20 protein-coding genes are annotated in these 18,937 nt (G+C 65.8%); 13 read left to right on the top strand and 7 right to left on the bottom strand.

Translation table 11 applies throughout. The annotated features are described in order from the left end of the window. Positions 1 to 31 precede the first annotated feature (31 nt). Both BW981_RS09355 and ugpC read right to left on the bottom strand, forming a co-directional pair. Positions 32 to 1,336 carry an ABC transporter substrate-binding protein gene (locus BW981_RS09355; RefSeq protein WP_083712256.1) on the bottom strand — a complete coding sequence of 435 codons (1,305 nt, stop codon included), beginning with the start codon at positions 1,334 to 1,336 and terminating at the stop codon, positions 32 to 34. 107 nt (positions 1,337 to 1,443) lie between these two features. Next, positions 1,444 to 2,496: an ABC transporter ATP-binding protein gene (gene ugpC / locus BW981_RS09350; RefSeq protein ID WP_076438432.1), complete on the bottom strand. Its 1,053-nt coding sequence runs from the start codon at positions 2,494 to 2,496 to the stop codon at positions 1,444 to 1,446. Between the two features lie 201 nt (positions 2,497 to 2,697). On the opposite strand from ugpC, the gene BW981_RS09345 reads away from it, so the two are divergent. The 6 genes from BW981_RS09345 (at position 2,698) to BW981_RS09320 (ending at position 8,352) form a co-directional block, all read left to right on the top strand. Then, positions 2,698 to 3,468, top strand: coding sequence for a FadR/GntR family transcriptional regulator (locus BW981_RS09345; protein WP_076438430.1), 771 nt, complete (start codon positions 2,698 to 2,700; stop codon positions 3,466 to 3,468). Between the two features lie 142 nt (positions 3,469 to 3,610). Then, on the top strand, positions 3,611 to 4,585 hold the full coding sequence (locus BW981_RS09340) for a 2-hydroxyacid dehydrogenase (RefSeq protein ID WP_076438429.1): 975 nt from the start codon (positions 3,611 to 3,613) through the stop codon (positions 4,583 to 4,585). A gap of 105 nt (positions 4,586 to 4,690) precedes the next feature. Continuing rightward, positions 4,691 to 5,584: a tellurite resistance TerB family protein gene (locus BW981_RS09335; RefSeq protein ID WP_076438427.1), complete on the top strand. Its 894-nt coding sequence runs from the start codon at positions 4,691 to 4,693 to the stop codon at positions 5,582 to 5,584. Positions 5,585 to 5,755: 171 nt separating this feature from the next. Beyond that, the gene (locus BW981_RS09330; RefSeq protein ID WP_083712255.1) at positions 5,756 to 6,646 is read left to right on the top strand and encodes a UbiA family prenyltransferase; all 891 of its coding nucleotides are present in this window, start codon (positions 5,756 to 5,758) and stop codon (positions 6,644 to 6,646) included. Then, the gene (locus BW981_RS09325) at positions 6,643 to 7,956 is read left to right on the top strand and encodes an FAD-binding oxidoreductase (protein ID WP_076438424.1); all 1,314 of its coding nucleotides are present in this window, start codon (positions 6,643 to 6,645) and stop codon (positions 7,954 to 7,956) included. Before BW981_RS09330 ends, BW981_RS09325 begins: the two co-directional genes overlap by 4 nt. 108 nt (positions 7,957 to 8,064) lie before the next feature. Continuing rightward, a complete protein-coding gene (locus BW981_RS09320) occupies positions 8,065 to 8,352 on the top strand; it encodes a hypothetical protein (protein ID WP_076438423.1) in 288 nt (95 codons plus the stop codon). Between the two features lie 86 nt (positions 8,353 to 8,438). Here the strand turns inward: BW981_RS09320 and BW981_RS09315 are convergent, their stop codons facing one another. The 3 genes from BW981_RS09315 to BW981_RS09305 all read right to left on the bottom strand — a co-directional run bounded on the left by BW981_RS09315 (position 8,439) and on the right by BW981_RS09305 (position 11,362). After that, entirely contained in the window at positions 8,439 to 9,881 is a 1,443-nt protein-coding gene (locus tag BW981_RS09315; RefSeq protein ID WP_076438421.1) for an aspartate aminotransferase family protein, read from the bottom strand. Next, positions 9,878 to 10,882 (bottom strand): NAD-dependent epimerase/dehydratase family protein, encoded by a 1,005-nt coding sequence (locus tag BW981_RS09310; protein WP_076438419.1) that lies wholly within the window; start codon positions 10,880 to 10,882, stop codon positions 9,878 to 9,880. The genes BW981_RS09315 and BW981_RS09310 overlap by 4 nt, the downstream gene beginning before the upstream one ends. A gap of 111 nt (positions 10,883 to 10,993) precedes the next feature. After that, positions 10,994 to 11,362: a DMT family transporter gene (locus tag BW981_RS09305; protein ID WP_076438417.1), complete on the bottom strand. Its 369-nt coding sequence runs from the start codon at positions 11,360 to 11,362 to the stop codon at positions 10,994 to 10,996. Between the two features lie 206 nt (positions 11,363 to 11,568). Here BW981_RS09305 and BW981_RS09300 point away from each other — a divergent pair, with 206 nt between their 5' ends. The 5 genes from BW981_RS09300 to BW981_RS09280 all read left to right on the top strand — a co-directional run bounded on the left by BW981_RS09300 (position 11,569) and on the right by BW981_RS09280 (position 16,852). Beyond that, complete coding sequence (locus BW981_RS09300) at positions 11,569 to 12,201, top strand: hypothetical protein (protein ID WP_076438931.1); 633 nt, start codon at positions 11,569 to 11,571, stop codon at positions 12,199 to 12,201. A gap of 323 nt (positions 12,202 to 12,524) precedes the next feature. After that, positions 12,525 to 13,457: an ABC transporter ATP-binding protein gene (locus BW981_RS09295; protein WP_076438415.1), complete on the top strand. Its 933-nt coding sequence runs from the start codon at positions 12,525 to 12,527 to the stop codon at positions 13,455 to 13,457. Then, the gene (locus tag BW981_RS09290) at positions 13,454 to 14,236 is read left to right on the top strand and encodes an ABC transporter permease (RefSeq protein WP_210188656.1); all 783 of its coding nucleotides are present in this window, start codon (positions 13,454 to 13,456) and stop codon (positions 14,234 to 14,236) included. Before BW981_RS09295 ends, BW981_RS09290 begins: the two co-directional genes overlap by 4 nt. 168 nt (positions 14,237 to 14,404) lie before the next feature. Continuing rightward, entirely contained in the window at positions 14,405 to 16,012 is a 1,608-nt protein-coding gene (locus BW981_RS09285; protein ID WP_076438413.1) for a peptide chain release factor 3, read from the top strand. Between the two features lie 150 nt (positions 16,013 to 16,162). Then, positions 16,163 to 16,852, top strand: a complete 690-nt coding sequence (locus tag BW981_RS09280; RefSeq protein ID WP_076438411.1) for an OmpW/AlkL family protein — start codon at positions 16,163 to 16,165, stop codon at positions 16,850 to 16,852. Positions 16,853 to 16,917: 65 nt separating this feature from the next. Here the strand turns inward: BW981_RS09280 and BW981_RS09275 are convergent, their stop codons facing one another. Continuing rightward, positions 16,918 to 17,382, bottom strand: coding sequence for an Lrp/AsnC family transcriptional regulator (locus tag BW981_RS09275; protein ID WP_076438927.1), 465 nt, complete (start codon positions 17,380 to 17,382; stop codon positions 16,918 to 16,920). A 192-nt stretch (positions 17,383 to 17,574) separates the two neighbouring features. On the opposite strand from BW981_RS09275, the gene BW981_RS09270 reads away from it, so the two are divergent. Continuing rightward, the gene (locus BW981_RS09270) at positions 17,575 to 18,096 is read left to right on the top strand and encodes a cysteine dioxygenase (protein WP_076438410.1); all 522 of its coding nucleotides are present in this window, start codon (positions 17,575 to 17,577) and stop codon (positions 18,094 to 18,096) included. Positions 18,097 to 18,165: 69 nt separating this feature from the next. Beyond that, positions 18,166 to 18,753: a glycoside hydrolase family 19 protein gene (locus BW981_RS09265; protein WP_076438408.1), complete on the top strand. Its 588-nt coding sequence runs from the start codon at positions 18,166 to 18,168 to the stop codon at positions 18,751 to 18,753. A 7-nt stretch (positions 18,754 to 18,760) separates the two neighbouring features. Here the strand turns inward: BW981_RS09265 and BW981_RS09260 are convergent. Continuing rightward, positions 18,761 to 18,937, bottom strand: a 177-nt coding sequence (locus tag BW981_RS09260) for a PLP-dependent transferase (protein WP_175624050.1), incomplete at its 5' end; no start/stop codon positions are given.

Here is an 18,937-nt window from a genome sequence, read left to right as displayed (position 1 = left end):
CCGACAGGCGGTGGCCTGGCTCAGACCGTAATCAGGCCTTGTAGTACCGCTTGGCGCGGCGCTCGGCCTCGCGGGCAGCCTCTTCCGGCGTCGCCTGTCCGGCGCAGACGGAAGCGACCATGTTCACGACGACGTATTCGGCGTTGACGGTGCCGGCGGCCTCGTTGATCGAACCCTTGTAGCCGCTCCAGAGCGCGCGCTCCCAGGTGTCGCGGTAGACCACGATCTTGGGATCGCTCTGCCAGACCTTGCTCTGGGCATAGGCCTTCAGCGGCTGCGTCCAATAGCCGGACGAGCCCGTCAGCCACTTGTCGTACTGGTCCTTCTCCATCATGAAACGGAGATATTCCTTGGCGGCGTTCGGGAACTTGGTGTGCTTGAACACCATGGCATTGATCACCAGCGCCGGCTCCGACGGGCGGCCGAGCGGGCCGACCGGCATCGTCGCGTGGTTGAGGTCCTTGCCGATCGCCGCGGTCTTCTCGTCCTTGGAGTTCTTGATCGAGAAGTAGAGCGAGACGCCGTTCTGCGTCAGCGAGATTTCACCCGCCGACAGGGCCTTGTTGTTGCTGATATCGAGCCAGGACAGCGTGCCGGGGATGAAGGTCTCGTAGAGTGCCTTGGCGTATTTCAGCGCCTCGACCGTCTCCTTCGAGTTGATCGAGACCTTGTTGTTCTCGTCGACCATGTAGCCGCCATGGGTCCAGACGAGCCAGTTGCAGAAGGAGTTGCCGTCACCCACCGCATTGCCGAGGGCAAAGCCTGCGGGGTGGCCCTGCTCCTTGAGCTTGCGGCAGAGCTTGAGGAAGCCGTCGAGATCCTTCGGGAAGGTGTCGAACCCGGCTTCCTTGATGTGCGATTCGCGATAGACGGCCGGGCCGCCCGAGCCGCCCATCGGGATCGAGACCCATTGTTCGGTCTTGTCCTTCTTGCCGTATTTCTCGGCGACCGGGTACCAGCCGCCATATTTCTTGCCGAGATCCTGCGCGACATCGGTCAGGTCGACCAGCTTGTCGGAGAAGATGTGCGGATCGTCGGCCCAGCCGACCACGACATCGGGGCCCGCGCCGGTATTGGCGGTCACCGCCGTCTGCGGCCGCAGATCCTCCCAGCCGGCATAGTCGACGCGGACCTGCACGCCGGTCGCCTTGGTGAAGGCCGCGGTGTTCTCGTCGAACATCGTCTGGTCGGCATCGACGAACTTCGTCGGGCGCAGCACGCGCAGCGTCGCGCCCTTCTCGATATTGGCCTGCGCGATGGACGGGGCCAGCGGGAGGGTGGCGCCTGCCGCGAGGCCCGCGCCGCCGATCAATACGTCACGTCTCGAAATGGTCATCCTTAGGGTCTCCTCCATGAGAGCCGCGGGGAGCTACATTGGCTCCCCGTCATGCACGTTTCAGTCGAACGTCGGTCGCTCGTTGCGGCCCTGACACGGGCCGCCCGTCACAGGCGCTTGCCGGTCTCGGCATCGAAGAGATGCGTGACCTTGATGTCCGGCGTGATCCTGATGGTCTCGCCGGGCTTGGCGGTGATCCGCTCGCGGAAGACGCAGGTCAGGTTCTGCCCGCCGCAGCGGACGACGACCTGCGTCTCCGAGCCCATCGGCTCGATGACGACGACCTCGGCCTCGAGCCCGTTCGGGTCGAGATGGATGTGCTCCGGCCGGATGCCGAACACGGCAGGCCGGCCATCGGCATTCGCCGGTCGCTCGCCGATCGGCCACACCACCCCGCCCTCGGTCTCGAAGCCGGCCGATGTGATCCTGCCCTTGAGCAGGTTCATCGAGGGCGAGCCGATGAAGGCCGCGACGAACAGGTTGACCGGCTTGTCGTAGAGGTCGAGCGGGGCGCCCATCTGCTCGATGATGCCGTCATGCATCACGACGATCTTGTCGGCCATGGTCATGGCCTCGATCTGGTCGTGCGTGACATAGACCGTGGTGGTCTTCAGGCGCTGGTGCAGCTCCTTGATCTCGGTCCGCATCTGCACGCGCAGCTTGGCGTCGAGGTTGGAGAGGGGCTCGTCGAACAGGAAGACCTGCGGATCGCGCACGATCGCGCGGCCCATGGCGACGCGCTGGCGCTGGCCGCCCGAGAGCTGGCGGGGATAGCGATCGAGCAGCTTGTCGAGTCCGAGAATACCGGCCGCCTTGCCGACGCGCTCCTCGATCTCGGCCTTGGGCGCCTTCCGCAGCTTCATCGAGAACGCCATGTTGTCGGCGACCGTCATATGCGGATAAAGCGCGTAGTTCTGGAAGACCATGGCGATGTCGCGCTCCTTCGGAGGAACGTCGTTCACCACCTTCGGTCCGATCCGGATCTCGCCGCCGGAAATATTCTCGAGCCCGGCGATCATCCGCAGCAGGGTCGATTTCCCGCAGCCGGAGGGGCCGACGAGAATGACGAACTCGCCATCGTCGATGTCGATGTCGACCCCATGGATGACCTGCGTCGAGCCATAGGCCTTGCGCACATCGGCAATCTGCACTGATGCCATGCTTCCTACCCTGTTTCCGTTCCCTCATCGCTGACGCGACGCTTACGATCGGCTTCTTGTGACCGAATGATGCAAGGGCAGAGTTGTCTCCGCCTGTCCCTGCGATAAAGTCATACGATTAGAGAAAGCCTGTCAAGCGGGGCAAAGGTCGATCTGCGCCGCCCGGAACAGGCCCGAGAAAATGATGGGGGGCGTGCCGGCATGCGGATTCGAGACTTCTCGCGTCCCACGACGCTGAATGAGGACCGGCTTTTCGGTCAGGTCGCCCAGAAACTCGCGGTGGCGATTATTTCGGGGCGGATTCATGCCGGTGAGTTGCTCCCCAACGAGGACGATCTGCGGGCCGATATTTCCGTTTCGCGCACCGCCTATCGCGAGGCCGTGAAGGTCCTGACGGCGAAGGGCCTGGTCGAGGCCCGGCCGCGCAGCGGGACCCGCGCCGCGCCGCGCGAGCGCTGGAACCTGCTCGATCCCGACGTTCTCTCCTGGCATCTGGAGGCGGATCCGAACGAGAAATTCATCCGCGATCTCTTCGAGTTGCGCCGCTTCGTCGAGCCGAGCGCGGCGCGTCTGGCGGCCCAGCGCCGCAGCGCCGCCGACATCGCCCGGATCGAGGCGGCCTATCGCGGCATGGTCGAGAACCCGCCTTATGCCGAGGTGACGATCCGCGCCGACCTTGCTTTCCACGAGGCGATTTTCGCCGCGGCCCAGAACGCCGCCCTGCAATGCCTCGCCAGCGCGGTCGCCGCGACGCTGCAATGGTCGATGCTGCTGAAGACCGGCGACGAGGCCGCCTATGTGGAATCCCTGCCCGACCACGAGCATGTGCTGACGGCGATCGTCGAGCGCGACGGCGATCTGGCGGCGGCACGCATGGCCGGGCTGGTCATCGACAGCCTCAACACCACCCTCGCATCCCTCGGCAGCGAGGTGCCGGAAGCGAAGATCGCCCGAATAAAGCATACTAAATAGGGCTCGCGCAGACGTCTCTCCGCGAGGCGGCTCGGCACTGCGGCGGGATGACAATCGGCCCCGCTGGCGCATAAGCTGAATTTAATCGATTCAATCCCGTGCAGGCAACGTCCAAGCCTGCCCAACCTCTGGATACGCGACCATGGCTTCTTCCAATGCTCCCGAGATCGTCATGACTGGCCCGCTGATGGCGTACGCCGCCGATCAGCTGAAGGAGCGCTTCGTCGTTCACGAGCTCTGGAAGGCCGCGGACCGCGATGCCTTGTTGCGCGAGATTGCCGACCGCGTCCGCGGAGTCGCCGCCGGCGGCGGGCACAACCGCGTCGATGCCGCGCTGTTCGATGCGCTGCCGAAGCTCGAGATCGTCTCCAGCTTCGGCGTCGGCTACGATCACGTCGATGCGGCGGAGGCCGGCAGGCGCGGCCTGATCGTCACCAACACACCGGACGTGCTGACCGACGAGGTCGCCGATCTCGCCATCGGCCTGCTTCTCGCGACGGTCCGCCAGCTTCCGCAGGTCGACCGCTATCTGCGCGAAGGCAAGTGGCTGAAGGGCGCCTATCCGCTCACCACCTCGCTGCGCAAGCGCTCGGTCGGCATCGTCGGCCTCGGCCGCATCGGCAAGGCCGTGGCCCATCGCCTGGAAGCCTTCGGCCTGCCCGTCGCCTATCATGGGCGCTCGCGCCAGGCCGACGTGGCTTACCGCTACTATCCCTCGCTGATCGACATGGCCGCCGATGTCGACACGCTGATCTCTGTCGCGCCGGGCGGGGCCTCGACCCATCACATCATCAATGCCGAGGTCTTGAAGGCGCTGGGCCCCAACGGCATCCTCGTCAATGTCGGCCGCGGTACGGTGGTCGATGAGGCGGCGCTCATCAAGGCACTGCAGGACAAGACGATCCTCTCGGCCGGTCTCGATGTCTTCGAGGACGAGCCACGCGTGCCGGCCGACCTCATCGCCATGGACCATGTCGTGCTGCTGCCTCATGTCGGCTCGGCCTCGGTCCACACCCGCGAGCAGATGGGCCAGCTCCTGGTAGACAACCTCGTCTCGTGGTTCGAGGGCAAGGGCCCGAAGACGCCAGTGCCGGAAACGCCCGTAAGGGATCGCTAACCACAGCTCGGAATGACGCTGGCACAGTCGTGCCATCGTCATGCCTCTTTCGCATGGCTGTTCCAGCAGCAACGCGAAGCGCCCGACTGAGGCGGGGAATCCGAGATGTTCAATGCAAAATCACTGCTCGACGCTCTTGTCAGCGCGGGCAGCCAAGCGGCTCGTAACAACACTCAAGCCGGCCAGCCAGGTGGCCAGCAGGGCGGCCTCGGCGGCTTGCTGGGTGGACTGGCCGATCAGGTCCAGCGCTCCGGCGGCCTCGGCAATCTGGCCGGGCAAATCCTGACGCAGGCCAGGCAGGGCGTCGGCGATGCCGCACGCCAGGCCGGCGGCCAGCCTGCGGCCACCCCAGGCGCGGGCGGCTCCGGCGCCGACCAGCTGCTGGCGCAAGCCAGGACCATCTTCACCAACAATCCCCAGCTCGCCAGCGTCGCGCTCGGCAGCCTGGGCGCGCTCGTCTTCGGCTCGAAGAGCGGGCGTTCCGTCGCGATGTCGGCCGCCAAGCTCGGCGGCATCGCCCTGATCGGCGGCCTCGCCTATAAGGCCTATCAGAGCTATCAGGCCGGCAAGCCGCTGCTCGACGCCAATCAGCAGCCCATCCTGCCCGCGCCGGCCGGAACCGGCTTCGAGCCCCAGGCTGCGAGCGACAGCACCGCGCTGACCTTCATCCGGGCGATGATCGCTGCCGCGGCCGCCGATGGCCAGATCGACGCCACGGAACGCAACACCATCCTCGCCGGCCTCAAGGAAGCCGGGCTGGATGCCGAGGCGCATCAATGGCTCGCCGCGGAAATGGCGCAGCCGGCATCGATCGATGCACTCGTTGAGGCGGCCGCAAGTCCCGAGCTCGCGACGCAGATCTATGCGGCGGCGCGCCTCGCCATCGATCCGGACACGCCGGCGGAGAAGGATTTTCTCGCTGGCCTGGCCGGCGCGCTGGGGCTCGATGTCGAACTCGTCGCCAATATCGACGCAGCGGCCGGCGCTGCGAAAGCCTGAAGACCGGCGGAGCGCGGCAAGCGGGCGTTAATCACGCCGGTCAAATCCGGCACGCCCGCGCAGCGCGTGCACCTCGGCTTAGGACTTCCCGGACGACAACTCCCGCGCCGGTACAACCGGCCGTTGCTGTGCGCGGTGCCGGCGGCGAGGGGTCGGAGCACGGGCCGGGGCATGTCTTTAGCCGCCTTGATCAGGGCGATGCGTCCGCATCACTGGTTGAAGAACGGGCTGGTCTTTGTCCCGGTTTTCCTCAACCACGATGTCTTCGACCCGGGCGCTCTCCTGAGTGGCGCCGTCGCCTTCGTCTCCTTCAGCCTGATCGCATCGGCGATCTACCTGCTGAACGACGTCAAGGATATCGAGGCCGACCGCCGCCATCCGACGAAGTGCAAGCGCCCCCTGGCTGCGGGCGAGATCACCGTGGGGCAGGCCTATGCCGCGGTTCCGCTGCTTCTCGTCGCCGCCTTCGCCCTGTCCTTCCTCGTCTCGCAGCCGACGCATTTCCTGCTGGCGCTCTCGACCTATCTCTTCCTGGCGCTGGCCTATCTGTTGTTCCTGAAGCGCAAGCTCCTCGTCGACGTGCTGGGCCTGGCCGCGCTGCATACGCTGCGGATCCTGGCGGGCAATGCCGCCGCCGGCGTGCCGGTCTCGTCCTGGCTTCTCGCCTTCTCGATGTTCCTGTTCCTGAGCCTCGCGCTGGTGAAGCGCTATGCCGAACTCCGGATCACCCAGGACCAGTCCGGCCTCAAGAAGGCCGGCCGCGGCTATCAGGCGGAGGATATCGAGGCCCTGTCGCAGCTCGGCATGGCGTCGGGTTGCACCTGCGCGCTGATCATGGCGCTCTATGTCGACAGCGCCGCGGTCAAGCAGCTCTACCGGCACCCGGAGCTGATCTGGCTCGTCTGCCCGATCATCCTCTACCAGATGGCCCGGATCTGGTTTCTCGCCCGCCGCGGACAGATGCCGGACGACCCGCTCGTCTTCATGATCAGCGATTGGCGCAGTCAGCTCATGGGGCTGGTGGTGGTTGCGATCATGGTAGCGGCGACGCTGCTTCCGTGACCGCCGCGCCCTCATCCTACCGCTCCTGGGGCGGACTGGCCGGCCGCGACAGCCGGGTCGTCGAGGCGCGCGACTGGGTCGCCCATCCCGAGCGGTTTCGGAACCCCGTGCTCGCCCATGGCCAAGGCCGCTCCTATGGCGATTCCTGCCTGATATCGAACGGCACGCTGCTCGACACCCGGAACTTCGGCGACATCCTCGCCTTCGACCGCGAGACCGGGCTTGTCACCTGCGAGCCGGGCCTCACCATCGCGCAGCTGCTCGATGCGGCGGTCCCGGCCGGGTGGTTCCCGCCGGTCACGCCCGGCACCGCCTTCGTCACCATCGGCGGGGCACTGGCCAACGATGTCCATGGGAAGAACCATCACGGGGCCGGCACCTTCGGATGCCATGTCCGCGCCTTCGAGCTGATGCGCTCCGATGGGCATCGCCTGCTCTGCGCACCGGACGTGAACCCCGGGCTCTTCTCGGCCACCATCGGCGGCCTCGGCCTCACCGGGCTCGTCACGCAGATCACCCTGCAGCTCGTCCCGATCCGCTCCACCCTGATGGCGCAGGAGACGCTGCATTTCGACGGGCTCGACCGCTTCTTCGCGTTGGCCGCCGAATCGGATGCCAGCCACGCCTACACCGTCGCCTGGATCGACTCGCTCGCCGGCGGCCGGCATTTCGGCAGGGGCGTCCTCTTCCGCGCCAACCATGCAAGCCAGCCCGGACCGCTGCGGGCGGAGTCCGCACGCAGCCTGCCCTTTCCGCTGAAGCCGCCCTTTTCGCTGATCAACCGCGCGACGCTCGCCGCGTTCAATTACGCCTACCGGCTCGGCCAACCGCGAGACGGCGCCTCCCGGCAGGTGCCTTATGGCCCCTTTTTCTATCCGCTCGACGGCGTGCGGAACTGGAACCGCGCCTATGGCCCGCGCGGCCTGCGGCAGTTCCAGTGCGCCGTGCCGATGAGCGCGGCGCGCGAAGCCGTCGAGACGATGCTGCGCCGGACGCACGCTGCAAGGGAAGCCTCCTTCCTCACCGTGCTGAAGCTGTTCGGCGACAGGCCATCCCCCGGGCTGATGTCGTTTCCGATCCCGGGCGCGACCCTGACGCTCGACTTCCCCTATCGCGGCGCGCGCACCGATGCCCTGCTGGCCGAGCTCGACAGCATCGCGCTCGATGCCGGAGGCCGGGTCAATCCCTACAAGGACGCGCGCATGCCGGCGCAGACCTTCCGGGCCTCCTTCCCGCAATGGCAGAATTTCTCCGCCCATCTCGACCCGGCCTTCGCGTCGGATTTCTGGCGCCGCGTCTCGGCTCCCTGAGCCCTCCGCAAATAATCACGACCGGCTTTGAACCGATCCTGATCCCGTCGCGACCAATCGGCATGGAGAGCGAATGTCTCGCTCTCGCATCGATCGGGAGAGACGAGCATGACGACGTTCCGCAAGACGCTGACCGCGACCCTCGCCGCAGCGACCCTGGCCACCACTGTCTTCGCCTCGGCGGCCGAGGCGCGCCCGCGCTGGGGTTACCGCTATGGCGGGTGGGGCGTCGGCGCCGGTGTGGTCGGCGCGCTGGCGGCCGGCGCCATCATCGCCGGAGCCACGCGCCCGGCCTATGCCTACGATCCTGGCCCGGTCCGCTCCTGCGACCTCGTCGAGCGGTTCGACCGCTGGGGCAACGTCATCGGCTACCGCCGGGTCTGCGGCTACTACTGAGCCTGCCAGGGCCACCCTGTTTCGAGACCCTGAAACTCAAAAAGGCCGGCGCGAGCCGGCCTCTTTCGTTGCGGATGCTTCCGCCGTCAGCCCTTGGCGGCGGCGATCTTGCGCAGATAGCCGGTGACGATGCCGGTGACGCCGCGCGACAGCACGTCCTCGAAGGCCGCGATGAACTGGTCGCACTGCTCGCGCGTGACGATCAGGGGCGGCTCCAGCCGGATGACGTTTCGGTTGTATTCGGTGAAGGCCACGAGCACGTCATGTTCCTTCAGCAGCAGCGCGCCGACGAAGCCGCAGAGCGAGCCCTTCAGCTTGTCGTCGAGCAGCGCCACCATATGCTTGACGCCGAAGGGCATGGTCTCGCTGATGTCCTGGAACTCGACGCCGATCATCAGGCCCCGGCCGCGGATTTCCTTGAGCAGGTTCGGATATTTGACCCGCAGCGCGTTCAGCCGCTCGAGCAGATAGTCGCCCTGGCGCTGGGCATTGCCCATCAGGTCCTCGTCATAGAGGACGTTCAGCCCCTCGATCGCCGAGATGCAGGCCTCGCCCATGCCGCCGAACGTCGCCTGGGCATGGATCAGCGCGGTCTTGGGCTTGCCATAGGCCTTCATGTAGATCTCGCGCCGGGCGATCATCGCGCCCATCGCGGCCTTGGAGCCACCGAGCGCCTTGGCGAGCGCGGTCACGTCCGGCACCACGCCGTCGCGCTCGAAGGCGAAGAACTGGCCGGTGCGGCCGAGACCGCACTGCACCTCGTCGGCGACCCAGAGCACGCCATGCTTGTCGCAGAGCGCGCGCAGCTCCCGCCAGAAGCCCAGCGGCGCCTCGACGATGCCGCCGCCGCCCTGGATGGTCTCCATGACGACGATGCCGATCGACGGATCGCTTTCCAGCGCCTGACGCACCGCCTCGATGTCGCCGAAGGGCACCTTGACCCGGTTCTCGACCAGCTTGAACTGCGACTGGTAGAGCGTCGAATCCGTGACCGAGAGCACGCCCTTCGTCTTGCCGTGGAACGAGTTCGCGGCATGCAGGATCTTGGACTTGCCCGGCCCCTGCGCCTGCTCGGCGACCTTCAGCGCCGCTTCCATGGCTTCGGACCCGGTCGAGCCGAGGAACACCATGTCGAGATCGCCGGGCGAGATCGCGGCGAGATTGGCCGCGAGCGCGGAGGCGTATTGCGACATGAAGGCCATGCAGATCTCATGGCGGTTCTCGTCCTGGAATGTCTTCCGCGCCGCGACGATACGCGGATGGTTGTGACCGAAGGCGACCGAGCAGAACCCGCCGAAGAAATCGAGGATCTTGCGGCCGTCCCTGGTGATGTAGTGCATGCCCTCGGCGCGATCGACGAGGATCTTGTCGAAGCCGAGCAGCTTGAGGAAATGCAGCTGGCCGGGGTTGATATGGGCCGCGAACAGGTCCTTCACCGTCGCCGCATCGAGTTCCTTGGCCTGCTCGACCGTATAGAGCTTCGGGCGCTGCGCCACGGGGCTGTCATCCTTGAAGGCGGGCATGCTCATGCGGCGAGGCTCCTGCTGGCCGGGGCGGGCGCCTCCTTGGCCTTGCGATATTCGGTGTAGGCGGCGAGCAGCATGTCCTCGTCGCGATATTGCGGATGCCAGCCCAGTTCGCGCTTGGCCTTGGAGGTGTCGAGGATGCAGATCTCGTCGGCGATCTTGTACTGCTCCGGGTCCATGATCGGCATGTTCACGGCATCGAGCGCATCGAGCGTCAGCTTCACCAGCGGCGCGGGCGTCGGCAGCAGGATCGATTTCGAGCCGGCATGCTTGATCAGGTCGCCGAGCAGCTTTCTCACCGGCGGCGGATCGTCCGAGCCGAGATTGTAGGCCTCGTTCGGGAAGCCCGCCTTCCAGGCCGCGATGCAGGCGCTGGCGCAGTCGAAGACCGAGATGAACTGGTAGGGATTCTTGCCCGACCCGATCATCGGCACCGGCAGGTTCATGTCGATCAGCCTGAACAGCTTGACCAGGATGCCAAGGCGGCCAGGGCCGATGATCAGCCGCGGCCGGAAGATCGGAATACGGAACCCCTTGGCGCGATATTCGTCCGCCAGCCGCTCCGTCGCGAGCTTGCTTTCGCCATATTCGCCGAGAGGCTGCGCTGGATGGGTCTCGTCCTGCGGAACCGTGACGGAATGGCCGTAGATCATGTCGGTGGTGAAGTGGACGAGGCGTGTCGCCCCGCGCTTCTCCATCCAGCTCAGGATGTTCTGCGTGCCGTGATAATTCACCGGCCAGAAGAAATCGTGCCGCTCCGCCCGTGTCACGATGGGCGAGAGCATTTTGGCAGAGAGGTTGTAGACCACGTCATCCGGCGACAGCGCGATGCTCTCGACGCTTTCGGGAACCGTCACATCGATGCGCTGGAACGCGACCTTGGCATAGTGCGGATGGGCGCTCTTCTGGATGTCGGCGACGACCACCGCCTCGCCCATCGCCACCAGATCGGCCGCGAGCCGGGCGCCGACGAACCCGTCGCCGCCGATGATGACGTGCTTCATCGCGGCCCCCTCGCGCTCTTCACGCGGATGGGGATGGGCTGCGGCGCGGGCCGCGGCTCGAGCAGGGCGCCGAGACGCAGGAAGAGACGTACGATCAGATCCATGATGCCCTCAGCTCTGTGCGATGAAGATGGTGCCAACCACGATGAAGCCGATGCCGGCGAGACGCGCCGCGCTCAGATCCTCGTGGAAGACGAAATAGGCGTAGGCCGCGACCACGACATAGGCGAGGCTCAGAAAGGGATAGGCGTAGCTGATCTGGACCTTCGACAGGACGATCAGATGCGAGGCCATGCTGACCACGAAGGTGCACAGGCCCGCGAAGACGAAGGGGTTGAAGACCACGCGGAACACCGTGCCCAGGAGCCCGTCCGTCGCGAGGTCGAAGCCGCCGAGCCCGCTCATGCCCCGCTTCAGCATCAGCTGCGCGGCGGCATTGGTCAGCACCGTGAACAGGATCAGGGGGGTATAGGAATTCATCCGGGCGTTCCGGCTCCGCTTGCGTTCGTGAGCTCAGGGATGCAACCGAAAGTACTGCCAAGTTCTTAGAGGTCGCCGCAGAGTTGGGCTTAGCGTTAAGAGGAGCCTGCCGGGATCGCCGAAAGCGCAGCGCAACCTGCTGCCGCCTTTCGGCAAGGTTCGAGCGCTATTGGATGGCTGCGACAGGCCGGCTCGACGGAGGCTGCATGCCCCTTCCCAACCGCGTAAAGCCCGATGGCTCACTCTTCGCCGACCCCGCGCGAGGCCTCTTTCTCGGAAACCGCGGCGGCCGCTTTCACCACCCTGGGCGGCAGGCCCTGCCGCGCCGCATCCAGGCGAGCCGGCAGTGGCTCTGCTGCGTGCTGTCCTTCAAGGGACGCCGCCGGCAGGTCTGGGGCAGCGGCTACACCGAACTCTTCTTCTGCGACGAGGTGACGGCGCTCGCCGCCGGCCACCGCCCCTGCATGGAATGCCGCCGCACCGATGCGCTTGCCTACCGCGAGGCGCTGATGCGTGGCCTCGGCCTGCGGCACACGCCGCTTTTCCCCGAGATCGACGCCATCCTCGACCGGGAGCGGCGGGAGGGGCGAGACAAGCGGACCCACCGTCTTCCCGCCGAGACCCTCCCGGACGGAGCGATGATCCTCGCTCCTGAAGGCTCAGGCTTCCTCGCCTTGCGCGGCGCGGTCGCTCTCGCCTGGTCGCCATACGGCTACGGCGCGCAGCGATCGAGGCCCGCCGGGGAAGCGGTCGTGCTGACACCCCCGGCAACGCTGTCGGCGCTCGCCCACGGCTATGTACCGGCTTGGGCCAGCAGCACTGGGGCGCCGGAGCGCTAGGAACCTTTCCCCGCGTGGAGGCGTTGCCGAAGCATCGATTTCGTCAGACGGGGTGCTGCACAATGCGTTCTATTTTTCTCTGGCTGCTGGGCGTTCCGATCCCGATCATCGTCCTGCTCTGGTTCTTCATGAAATAAGGGCGGCAGCACGCACGACCGGAGCCGGGCCAATGGCCCGGCTTTTTTCGTTGCGCCTCTCGGCCCCGTTCCGTGGCGACAGTCCGTCTCGCTCTTGCGCCAACCGGTCTCCCTCTTGCGGCATCGCACTTCATCGCCACATGACGGGCCCGACGTCCCGCTGCCCACACCGCACGGTCCCCCGCCATGCCCGCACCGCCTATCATCTCGGTCTCGAACCTGTCGAAGACCTATGCGACCGGCTTCAGCGCCCTGAAAGCGGTCGATCTCGAGATCAGGCAGGGCGAGATTTTCGCCCTCCTCGGCCCCAACGGCGCCGGCAAGACCACGCTGATCAGCATCATCTGCGGGCTGGTGACGCCCAGCACCGGCACCGTCCTGGCGGACGGCCATGACATCCGCGACGATTATCGCGCGGCGCGCTCGGCCATCGGGCTGGTGCCGCAGGAACTGACCACCGACGCCTTCGAGACGGTGTGGAGCACGGTGAGCTTCAGCCGCGGCCTGTTCGGCAAGCCGAAGAACCCTGCTTACATCGAGCAGGTGCTGAAGGACCTGTCGCTCTGGGACAAGAAGGACACCCAGATCCGCCGCCTCTCGGGCGGCATGAAGCGCCGTGTCCTGATCGCCAAGGCGCTGGCGCACGAGCCGCGCATCCTCTTTCTCGACGAGCCGACCGCGGGCGTCGATGTCGAGCTGCGGCAGGACATGTGGCAGATGGTTCGCCGGCTGAAGGAGAGCGGCGTCACCATCATCCTGACGACGCATTACATCGAGGAAGCCGAAGAGATGGCCGACCGCATCGGCGTCATCTCGAAAGGCGAGATCATCCTCGTCGAGGACAAGACCGAGCTGATGCGCAAGCTCGGCAAGAAGCAGCTCACCCTGCAGCTCCAGCAGCCGCTCGCGGCCCTGCCGCCGGCATTGTCCGATTTCGGCCTGAAACTGTCGGCTGCCGGCGACGAGATCGTCTACACCTACGACACCAAGGCCGAGCGCACCGGCATCACCACGCTTCTGCAGGGGCTGGCCGAGGCGGATATCCGCTTCCGCGACCTCAGCACCAGCCAGAGTTCGCTCGAGGACATCTTCGTCAGCCTCGTCAAGGAGCGCGCATGAACGAGACATCCATGCGGCTCAACCTGCGCGCCATCGCCTCGATCTACCGTTTCGAGATGGCCCGCACCTGGCGCACGCCCCTGCAGAGCATCGTCTCGCCGGTTCTCTCGACCTCGCTCTATTTCATCGTCTTCGGCGGGGCGATCGGCTCGCGCATGCAGTCGATCGACGGCGTGCCCTACGGTGCTTTCATCGTGCCGGGGCTGATCATGCTCTCGCTGCTCACCCAGAGTATCGCCAACGCCTCCTTCGCGATCTATTTCCCAAAATTCACCGGCACGATCTACGAACTGCTCTCCGCCCCCGTCGCCTGGTGGGAGGCGGTGATCGCCTATGTCGGCGCGGCCGCGTCGAAATCGATCCTGCTCGGCCTCATCATCCTGCTCACGGCGGGCTTCTTCGTCCCGCTCAGGATCGAGCACCCCGCGATGATGCTGCTCTTCCTGGTGCTGACGGCAACGACCTTCAGCCTGTTCGGCTTCATCATCGGCATCTGGGCCGACGGCTTCGAGAAGCTGCAGGTCATTCCGCTGCTGATCGTGACGCCGCTCGCCTTCCTCGGCGGCTCCTTCTACTCGATCGCGATGCTCCCGCCCTTCTGGCAGAAGGTCACGCTGTTCAACCCGGTCGTCTACCTCATCAGCGGCTTCCGCTGGAGCTTCTATGGCGTGGCTGATGTCGGCATCGGCATCAGCCTGGGTATGACGCTGGTCTTCCTGGTGGGCTGCATCGCGGCGATCGGCTGGATCTTCCGGACCGGCTATCGGCTGAAGAATTGATCCGTACGCCCTTTCAAGACCCGTCATTGCGAGCGCAGCGACGCGATCCGGGAGCGGCGGAGCTCCGCGTCCCCCTGGATCGCCCCGTCGCTCGGCTCCTCGCAATGACGACCGGGCCTGCCCGGCCCCACGATTGACTTCCCGCCCCCTTCCGTCTTCAAGCGCGCCATGACCGATCTTTCGAACCAGGATGCCGCGCCGCATGCGCGCCGGCGCACCTTCGCGATCATCTCGCACCCGGACGCCGGCAAGACGACGCTGACGGAAAAGCTGCTTTATTTCGGCGGCGCCATCCAGCTCGCGGGCGAGGTGCGCGCCAAGCAGGGCCGCCGCCAGACCTCTTCCGACTGGATGAAGATCGAGCGCCAGCGCGGCATCTCGGTCGTCACCTCGGTGATGACCTTCGAATATGGCGGCCACGTCTTCAACCTGCTCGACACGCCGGGCCACGAGGACTTCTCGGAGGATACCTACCGCACGCTGACCGCCGTCGATTCCGCCGTCATGGTGATCGACGCGGCCAAGGGCATCGAGGATCGGACCCGCAAGCTGTTCGAGGTCTGCCGCCTGCGCGACATCCCGATCGTCACCTTCATCAACAAGGTCGACCGCGAGACGCGCGACCCGTTCGACCTGATCAACGAGATCGAGACCACGCTGGCGCTCGATGTCGCTCCGATGACCTGGCCCGTCGGCCGTGGGCGCGACTTCGCCGGCACCTACGACCTCAAGACGAACACCTTCCGCCGCAACCAGAAGGGCGACGAGAACGCCGAGGACAAGCGCGTCAACGGCTGGGACGACCCGTTCTTCGACGAGCTGCTGCCGAATGGCGGCGCCGATACCTGGCGCGAGGAGGTGTTCCTGGCCGCCGAGGGCCTGAAGCCGTTCAACCTCGAAGCGTTTCGGGAGGGGCACCTGACGCCGCTCTACTGGGGCGCGGCCCTGCGGGACTACGGCGTCCGCGACCTGATCGACGCCCTCGGCGCCTATGCGCCGAGCCCGCGTGCGCAGGTCGCCGACAAGCGCCCGGTCGAGGCGGGCGAGCCGAAGATGACCGGCTTCGTCTTCAAGATCCAGGCGAACATGGACCCCAACCACCGCGACCGCATCGCCTTCATGCGCGTCTGCTCCGGCAAGCTGACCCGCGGCATGAAGGCGAAGCTCGTCCGCACCGGCAAGCCGATGCCGCTCAACGCACCGCAGTTCTTCTTCGCCCGCGATCGCTCGATTGCGGAGGAGGCCTATGCCGGCGACATCGTCGGCCTGCCGAACCACGGCACTTTGCGCATCGGCGACACGTTGACCGAGGGCGAGGACATCGTTTTCAAGGGCGTGCCGAGCTTCGCGCCGGAAATCCTGCGCCGCGTCAAGCTCAAGGACGCGATGAAGGCCAAGAAGCTGCGCGAGGCGCTGCAGCAGATGGCCGAGGAAGGTGTGGTCCAGCTCTTCCTGCCGCATGACGGCGCGCCGGCGATCGTCGGCGTCGTCGGGGCGCTGCAGCTCGATGTGCTGAAGGAGCGCATGGACGCCGAATACTCGCTGCCCGTCGATTTCGAGCCCTGCCAGTTCTCCATTGCCCGCTGGGTCTCCTCGGACGACAAGGCGGCGCTGGCGAAGTTCGTCGGGCTCAAGCCCTCGGCCATGGCGGACGATCTCGACGGCGATCCTGTCTTCATGGCCTCGTCGCAGTTCACGCTGAAATACGATGCCGAGCGCGCGCCGGACGTCACTTTCTCCGATGTGAAGGATTATCAGAAGGTGGCGAAGGGCTGACCGGACTGTGGCATGAATGCGACAGCCCGGTTCCATGACCGGATGATTTGATCTTTATCAAACCCGATGCACCCGAATGCGCGCTGATGGCGGCACGGGCTGCGTCGCAGGAACTGGCGGCAAAAGCCCATCACCTCTGGGGCTGCCGCCATGACCACGCAATCGATCCGTCTTTCTCTCGCCGCCGCGCTGCTGGGCGCGACCGCGCTCACCACCGCCCATGCGGCCGACCTGCCCTCCACCAAGGCGGCGCCGATCGCGCCGATCATGACGCAGTGGAACCCGTGGATGATCCGCGGCCGCGCGCTGGCCGTGATCCCGCAGGAGAAGGCGAGCCTGCACATCGGCGGCGCGCCCGTCGTCGGAGGCAAGGTCGACATCTCGAACTCGCTCGTCCCCGAACTCGACATCAGCTACTTCTTCACCAAGAACATCGCGGTCGAGCTCATCCTCGGCGTCACCCCGCACAATGTGAAGGGCGCCGGCTCGCTCGCCGGAGCCAAGATCGGCTCGGCCTGGCTGCTGCCGCCGACGCTGATGCTGCAGTACCACTTCACCAATTTCGGCGCCTTCAAGCCCTATCTCGGCGTTGGCGTGAACTACACGGTGTTCTTCAACGAGAAGGCCAAGGGCGGCTTCACCTCGTTCGACCTGAAGGATTCCTTCGGCCTCGCCCTCCAGGCCGGCTTCGACTACATGATCGACCAGCACTGGGGCATCAACTTCGACGTGAAGAAGATCTTCCTGGAGCCCAAGGTCAAGGTCAACAACGGCCTCGTCTCCGGCAAGGTCAAGATCGATCCTTGGCTGATCGGCGCCGGCGTGACCTACAAGTTCTGATCACAGCCACCGTCTCGACGGTTCGCTTGGGGAAAAGGGAGCGGTCCGCCGCTCCCTTTTTTGCGTCAGGTCTCGGCGAAGCCGAGTGGGATCGTCGTCGTCGATTTCAACTCTTCCATCGCGAACATCGAAGTCACGTCGCTGAGGTCTATGCGCGAGATCAGCTTCTTGTAGAGCGCGTCATAGGCCGCGATGTCGGAGACATAGGCCTTGAGCAGATAGTCGATCTCTCCGCTCATCCGGTAGAAGTCGACGATCTCGGGCAGATCGTGAACCGCCTGGTGAAAACGCTCCAGCCATTCCATCGAATGGCGTGCGGTCTTCACGGCGATGAACACCGTGACGCCGGCCTTGAGCTTCTGCCGGTCGAGCAGGGCGACTCGCCGCTTGATAAAGCCGCCCTCCTCCAGCTTCTGCACCCGCCGCCAGCATGGCGAGGTCGAGAGGCCGACCGCCTCCGCCAACTCCGCGAGCGGCAGGCTCGCATCCTCCTGCAGCCGCTCCAGGATGCGCAGGTCGAACGGATCCAGCTTGGCCACACCACCGCTCCCATAATATCGGAATCTCCTGCCGCACCATACGATCTATCATTCAGAATTTTCCAATCTAAAGCTCCATGGGGGTAAAATATTCCGCAAGGAGAAGAAAATTCTCGATCTTTGCAAACTGCTTTCCGCGGCCTGCCGCTACGATTCCCTCACATGCAGCGAGAGGGGAAGAGCATGCAGGGTTTTCTCAGCGCCGAGCGCCGTGGCGCGGTCCTTCGCAGCCTGCGCAGCAACGAGGGCACGCAGAGCCGTGATTATCTCGCCGCCGCGCGCGAAGTCCTGCGCGAGCTCGTCGCCATGCCGGATGTGATCCAGCGCCTGCCGCTCAAGCGCACGCCCGGCGGTTATGCGCGCAACCTGCTTGCCGGCGACGGCGGCGTCAGCGTCTGGGCCATGGTCTGGGGCGAGGGCTCGGCCACCTCGATCCACGACCATCACTGCTCCTGCTGCTTCGGCGTCGTTTCCGGCACCGTGACCGAGACCTGGTATCGTGCCATCGACGACAGCCGCGCCATCGCGACGGAAGAGCAGCATCGCACGCCCGGCTATGTTGCCTGCATGCTGCCGAGCGGCCCGAATATTCACCGCATGCGCAATTTCGGACCGGGCGAGGCGATCTCGATCCACATTTACGGCTTCGATCACGAGATCCATTCCTCCTCGATCGAGAAGGAGTATGTCGCCGTCAGCGGCTAACGCCGGGCGCAGACTTATCCCCGCATCCGCCCAAGCGGCGATGATGGCCTTCCCGCAGGAAGGTCGTCCATGTCGTTCAAGGGTTTCGCCTCATCCATCTTCGGCTCGCCCCCGGCTTCCGCCCTCTCGGTGACGCAGGCGCGCCTGCGGATGCTGGCGCCCAGGGCGAGGCCCGACATCGTCGCCGGCATCGCGCGCGATTTCGACCGGCTCGCGCAGCATGGCGGCCTCGCCGCGCGTCTGCGCATCTGTCATTTCCTCGCCCAGGCGGCACACGAGACCGATGGCTTCCGCACGCTGGAGGAATATGGCGGCGCGGCCTATTTCCTGCGCTACGAGGGGCGCGCGGATCTCGGCAACAGCCAGGCCGGCGACGGCGTGCGCTATCATGGCCGCGGCATTTTCCAGCTCACCGGCCGGGCCAATTACCGCCGCTTCGGCCGCATCCTCGGGATCGATCTCGAAGCCGATCCCGAGCGGGCGAAGGAGCCGGCCGTCTCGCTCGCCGTCGCCTTCGCCTACTGGAAGGATCGGGAGCTCGATGCGGCGGCGGATGCCGACGACGTCGTCGCCGTGACCAGGCTGATCAATGGCGGCCGCAACGGCCTCGCCGAGCGGACGCGCTATCTCGCCAGGGCGAAGACGATCTGGCCGTGACCTTTCCTCAGCGGTGGCCGGCTTTCAGGGCCTGGTCGAGATCGTCGTAGAGATCGTCGATATCCTCGATGCCGGTCGACAGCCTGAGGAGATCGGCCGGGCAGGGCGTGCCGGGGCCCTCGATGGAGGCGCGGTGCTCGATCAGGCTCTCGACGCCGCCGAGCGAGGTCGCGCGCTTGTAGAG

The organism is Allobosea sp. TND4EK4, assembly GCF_900156025.1.
GTDB lineage: Bacteria > Pseudomonadota > Alphaproteobacteria > Rhizobiales > Beijerinckiaceae > Allobosea.
The sequence above is the reverse complement of the archived record's forward strand: the minus strand, read 5'-3'. Positions and strand labels throughout refer to the sequence as shown.

Excerpts from the sequence above, each read along its gene's own strand:
- BW981_RS09355 (WP_083712256.1), bottom strand. The coding sequence starts at position 1,336 with ATGACCATTTCGAGACGTGACGTATTGATCGGCGGCGCGGGCCTCGCG.
- BW981_RS09305 (WP_076438417.1), bottom strand. The coding sequence starts at position 11,362 with ATGAATTCCTATACCCCCCTGATCCTGTTCACGGTGCTGACCAATGCC.
- BW981_RS09310 (WP_076438419.1), bottom strand. The coding sequence starts at position 10,882 with ATGAAGCACGTCATCATCGGCGGCGACGGGTTCGTCGGCGCCCGGCTC.
- ugpC (WP_076438432.1), bottom strand. The coding sequence starts at position 2,496 with ATGGCATCAGTGCAGATTGCCGATGTGCGCAAGGCCTATGGCTCGACG.
- BW981_RS09290 (WP_210188656.1), top strand. The coding sequence starts at position 13,454 with ATGAACGAGACATCCATGCGGCTCAACCTGCGCGCCATCGCCTCGATC.
- BW981_RS09295 (WP_076438415.1), top strand. The coding sequence starts at position 12,525 with ATGCCCGCACCGCCTATCATCTCGGTCTCGAACCTGTCGAAGACCTAT.
- BW981_RS09320 (WP_076438423.1), top strand. The coding sequence starts at position 8,065 with ATGACGACGTTCCGCAAGACGCTGACCGCGACCCTCGCCGCAGCGACC.
- BW981_RS09265 (WP_076438408.1), top strand. The coding sequence starts at position 18,166 with ATGTCGTTCAAGGGTTTCGCCTCATCCATCTTCGGCTCGCCCCCGGCT.
- BW981_RS09280 (WP_076438411.1), top strand. The coding sequence starts at position 16,163 with ATGACCACGCAATCGATCCGTCTTTCTCTCGCCGCCGCGCTGCTGGGC.
- BW981_RS09340 (WP_076438429.1), top strand. The coding sequence starts at position 3,611 with ATGGCTTCTTCCAATGCTCCCGAGATCGTCATGACTGGCCCGCTGATG.
- BW981_RS09335 (WP_076438427.1), top strand. The coding sequence starts at position 4,691 with ATGTTCAATGCAAAATCACTGCTCGACGCTCTTGTCAGCGCGGGCAGC.
- BW981_RS09330 (WP_083712255.1), top strand. The coding sequence starts at position 5,756 with ATGTCTTTAGCCGCCTTGATCAGGGCGATGCGTCCGCATCACTGGTTG.
- BW981_RS09315 (WP_076438421.1), bottom strand. The coding sequence starts at position 9,881 with ATGAGCATGCCCGCCTTCAAGGATGACAGCCCCGTGGCGCAGCGCCCG.
- BW981_RS09270 (WP_076438410.1), top strand. The coding sequence starts at position 17,575 with ATGCAGGGTTTTCTCAGCGCCGAGCGCCGTGGCGCGGTCCTTCGCAGC.
- BW981_RS09345 (WP_076438430.1), top strand. The coding sequence starts at position 2,698 with ATGCGGATTCGAGACTTCTCGCGTCCCACGACGCTGAATGAGGACCGG.
- BW981_RS09300 (WP_076438931.1), top strand. The coding sequence starts at position 11,569 with ATGCCCCTTCCCAACCGCGTAAAGCCCGATGGCTCACTCTTCGCCGAC.
- BW981_RS09285 (WP_076438413.1), top strand. The coding sequence starts at position 14,405 with ATGACCGATCTTTCGAACCAGGATGCCGCGCCGCATGCGCGCCGGCGC.